Here is a 4,109-nt window from a genome sequence, read left to right as displayed (position 1 = left end):
GTCTCCTGGCGGGTGGTCATCAGCCCTGGAGGGCTTGCAACCTGACGTGCGCCGGCTCTCCAGCTACTCCAGCCCCGGTGGTCATCAGCTCTGGAGGGGGTCGCTCAGCCTGCTGATCGAGTGGGCCTGGCTGTGCCGTCGGGCCAGCACTTGCTGCCGAGTGACTTGAGGTCATACGGAAGGCCCTCCGGCAGTCCTGCGGAGATAAATCGGCTGCCACTGGACAAATAAGGATAGAGCCCCGGCATTGGCCCTTCGTGGTGCGCCAACACTCGTAGCTCATCGTATACATGGCATCATTCTGTGTGCATGTCGACGGTTGAGGGGGGAGCGATGGCCATCGAGTTGCCAGGTGGACTGGCATGGGTCGTGGACCTGCTGGGAGTACCTTGGCCCCAGGTCAACGAGGACAAGGTCAGGGAGTACGCCGGTCACGTCCGGAACTTCGCGACGAACATCGACCACACGCACGCGGCAGCAACAGCCACCCTTCGGGAGATGGCGCAGCATTACCAGGCGCAGTCGTACAACCAGTTGGTCGCTCGTTGGTCGAAGATGACCAAGGATCACTTGCATGAGCTCGTTATCGCGTGCAATGCGTCGGCGACTGCGCTTGATGTGGCTGCTGATGCCATCGTTGCGATGAAGCTTGCGGTGATCACGGAGCTCGGCATCCTCGCGGCCGAGGCCGTGGGCGGGACGATCGCTTCTATTGCGACCCTGGGTGCTGCGTCGGTTGCTGAGGCTGCGGCGATCGCGGCGACGCGGAAGATCGTCAACCGGCTGATCAAGGAAGCCGAGGAAGAGGTCATTGCCATTCTCATCACCAAAGCGATGGATCCGCTTCAGAAGCAAGTGGAGAAGACGGTGAAGGGTTTGGTTTTCGAGGGCGTGAAGAAGGCTTTGGCGGGCTCCGAGAAGGGTGCGGTCGGTGATGTCGGGCAGGGGTTCCGCGTGGATCCTGTGCAGCTTTTGCTGGTCGCGGAGAAGTTGAAGGCGCATGCGGATTCCGTTCGGGGGCATGCGAAGTCGTTCTCGACGGCGACGGCTGCGGTGAGTTTCGCGTGAGCCGGCACCCGATCGCGAAGGCCCTGGAGGACGCGGCCAAGAAGATAGGCTCGACGATCAGCAAGGAGGCCGCGGAGGCTGTCAGTGGCATGTACGACCATGCGAGCGCGGGTGCCAAGCAGGTCGTGAAGAATGTGACGGCGGCGGATGCGGCGCACAAGCGCAGCATCATCGAGCTTGCCGAGAAGATCGCCAAGAGCCCGGGCACGGGTGGTGACGGGGGGCAGGCGAGGCTGGTGGCCCAGGCTGATGCCAGGACCAAGCTTGCTGCGGCTGTTGGGGCGAAGGGGGACTTCGATGCCGAGTATCTGATCGACAGTGGCAAGTACCCGGAATCCGCCAGGCACATTGCAGAGGCCCAGAAAGGTCAGATCTGGCGGGGCGCCTCGCACAGCCCGGGCGCGCCGCTTCCTTCTGTCGTGACCATCAACCGTCCGGGTATTCGCACCAATCGGTCGAATTCGCTTCGAGGAATTCGAACCAGCCCTTTGGGGCAGCGCGACGAGTATCCTCCGGCCATGTTCGCGGAGGGCGGTACGGGTGCGAGTGTAAAATACATCAACGGGTCCGACAATACTGGCTCCGGCTCAACAATGGGGAAAGCCTTAGGCGGACTCCCGAACGGCACCAGAGTGAAAATCAGAGTGAAATAGATGAAGGTCGGAGGTGGCAGTGAACAAGAGTGAGAAGATCGTCTCCCATGCCCGGGGGGGTAATTTCCTTGCCGATCTTCCCGACCTGCTGGCGATTGCGGGCAGGAAGGGCGGAGCACGGGGGCCGGTATGGGAGGCCGCGGCTGCCGCTGTGCAGATCCTGTTCTGGACCGGGGAGTTCGGGCAGGCCGCCGACCTCGCGGAGGAGCTGATCGAGCGTGACGGTCCGCTCGGAGGAGAACTCTGCGACCAGTCCACTCCCTTCCGGCAGGCTCTGCTCGCCGCCCAGCTCCATGCGGAGAAGCCGGCCGCGCCACGTCTGGCCGCCTGCACCGAGCGCGTCCCGGAGGGTCGTGTCCTGCGCAGGGACTTCGAGTGGGCATCCGGAGAGCTGGCCCGGCTAGGCGCGGAGCGTCTGCTTCCCTGCCACAGCGACTGGGGCGGTCCGGTTCTCCCGCGGGACGGCGTCATCGGCGCGGACCTCCTGGACCGCGACTTCCGCGGCCTCGACCGGCGGCAGGGCCGGCTGGTGTGGGAGGCGCTCTGCGAGACCAACGACTTCACCCGGGCCCATCAGCTCCTGACCGAGACGGGAGCGGAACCCGAGCAGTACTCCGTCTGTGTGTGGATGGCGGGGTGGTACGCCACGCGCGGCGAGATCGAGCGCGGCGAGCGCATGCTGCTGGCCGCGCACAGCCGTTGGTGGCCCTACGCGAAGTGGGACGCGATCCCGGACGCGCCCGTCCTCCAGCCCGCCCTGCGCCTCGTGGCCACCGACCGAGTACGGCATCATTACCTCACCAGGGCGATCGGCCCGGAAGCACAAGCAGCGGAGTGAAGATGCCCGACAGCCCACTGGACCAGCTGCTCGGCCGTGCCCGCGGCCCGATGGGCCCGGCCATCGACCTCGACTTCGGTTTCGACACCGGGCCGCTTCAGGAGCTCGGGGTCCTGCTCGGACGGATGAACGGCTTCTTCGTCTTCAATGCCGGCGTGCAGGTCTTCCGGGCCGGAGACGAAGGGCTGGGGCCCGATCTGCTGTCCTGGAACTCTGACGAGGTGTGGAAGAGCACCTACGAGGGCCTGGCCGATCACGTCTTCTGCTTTGGTCAGGACCTTTTCGGTACCCAGTTCGCGATCGTCGGCGGTGAGCGAGTCGTCACCTTCAACCCCGAGACCGCGGAGACGGAAGACCTCGGCGCCAGCCTGAACGACTGGGCCGCGTGGCTGCTGAGCGACCCGGATGTGAACGGCGTCGCCTCTTTCGCCCACGCCTTCCAGCAGGAGAACGGCGCCCTTGCTCCGAACCAGCGTCTTGTACCGCTCCAGTTCTTCGTCGCCGGCGGTGAGTTCGCGTTCGAGAACCTCGTGGTCCGGGAGGCGGGCGAGGCGATGCGGATCAGAGGCCCGATCGCTCAGAAGATCCACGAGCTGCCCGATGGAGCCACCCTCCACCTGGGCACCACGGAGTAGGCAGGAGCCCCTCGATCGGCCTACCGAACCGCGCGGGCGCACTGAGGTTGGAACCCCCTGGGGGTCGAGGGTTTCAGGGCGACCGAGCCGACCGGCCGCGGTGTCGTTCCAGTCCGCCCTGGAACAGCCGCTCCGTTCCTGCCGACGTGCGCTTTGCGCTTTGCCCTTCCCGGCGGCAGCGGCCGAGCCGTCCGCCGCCGGGAAGGACTTGGCGGTTACGCGCAGGTGCCGAGCATCTCGACCAACGCCGCCTTCTCGGCCGTGGTGATGGAGAGGCCGTAGAGGTGCTTGATGTCGGTCCAGGCGCGGGAGTAGGCGCACCAGTACGACCGTAGCGGCGGCCGCCACTGGTCGGGCGACTTGTCGGCCTTCGCGCGGTTCGAGGCGGCGGAGACCGCGACCAGCTGGGAGTGGGTCAGGTCGTTGGCGAAGGCGCGGCGCTTGTCGGTGGTCCAGGTGTCGGCGCCGACTGGCAGGGAGCATCATTCGGAACGCGCGATATTCCCTGAGAGGCCAGAGCTGGGGTACTCCAATCCCTCGAGCCAAGCGGCCACCTCCAGGGACTGCTGTAGAGCGGCTTCGAAGAGGTCGGGGTTGGCCTCGGTCAGGGTGCGGTAGTGGTCGGTGGCTTCCTGGGCGGCGGCCAGCCCCTTCTTGTGCTGGCCGAGTCCACCGAGGTTCACGGCAAGGTTGTTGAGGGCGCCGGCGAGGTCGGGCAGGTAGGCGTCCGGGTTGGTGGCTGTGAGGGTGCGGTAGTGGTCGGTAGCTTCCTGAGCGACGGCCAGCCCCTTCTTGTGCTGGCCGAGTTCACCGAGGTTCACGGCAAGGTTGTTGAGGGCGCCGGCGAGGTCGGGCAGGTAGGCGTCCGGGTTGGTGGCTGTGAGGGTGCGGTAGTGGTCGGTAGCTTCCTGAGCG

The 4,109-nt window shown here is 65.9% G+C and carries 4 protein-coding genes and 1 pseudogene; 4 read left to right on the top strand and 1 reads right to left on the bottom strand.

What is annotated here, in order from left to right:
* Positions 1–333: 333 nt before the first annotated feature.
* The 4 genes from ACIQOV_RS30795 to ACIQOV_RS30780 are packed head-to-tail and all read left to right on the top strand — an operon-like array spanning position 334 to position 3,194.
* Entirely contained in the window at positions 334–1,068 is a 735-nt protein-coding gene (locus tag ACIQOV_RS30795; RefSeq protein ID WP_401053901.1) for a hypothetical protein, read from the top strand.
* A complete protein-coding gene (locus ACIQOV_RS30790) occupies positions 1,065–1,721 on the top strand; it encodes a hypothetical protein (RefSeq protein WP_401053900.1) in 657 nt (218 codons plus the stop codon). The genes ACIQOV_RS30795 and ACIQOV_RS30790 overlap by 4 nt, the downstream gene beginning before the upstream one ends.
* Before the next feature lie 13 nt (positions 1,722–1,734).
* Positions 1,735–2,559 (top strand): hypothetical protein, encoded by an 825-nt coding sequence (locus tag ACIQOV_RS30785; RefSeq protein WP_401053899.1) that lies wholly within the window; start codon positions 1,735–1,737, stop codon positions 2,557–2,559.
* A gap of 2 nt (positions 2,560–2,561) precedes the next feature.
* Entirely contained in the window at positions 2,562–3,194 is a 633-nt protein-coding gene (locus ACIQOV_RS30780; protein WP_401053902.1) for an SMI1/KNR4 family protein, read from the top strand.
* A 482-nt stretch (positions 3,195–3,676) separates the two neighbouring features.
* Here ACIQOV_RS30780 and ACIQOV_RS30775 read toward each other — a convergent pair.
* Positions 3,677–4,109 (bottom strand): annotated as a pseudogene (locus ACIQOV_RS30775) (hypothetical protein); the annotation flags it as partial.

Origin of the sequence: Kitasatospora sp. NPDC091257 (genome assembly GCF_044757675.1) — a bacterium.
GTDB lineage: Bacteria > Actinomycetota > Actinomycetes > Streptomycetales > Streptomycetaceae > Kitasatospora > Kitasatospora lactacystinica.
Note: the sequence above shows the minus strand (reverse complement) of the source record. Positions and strands in the feature narration are given on the sequence as shown.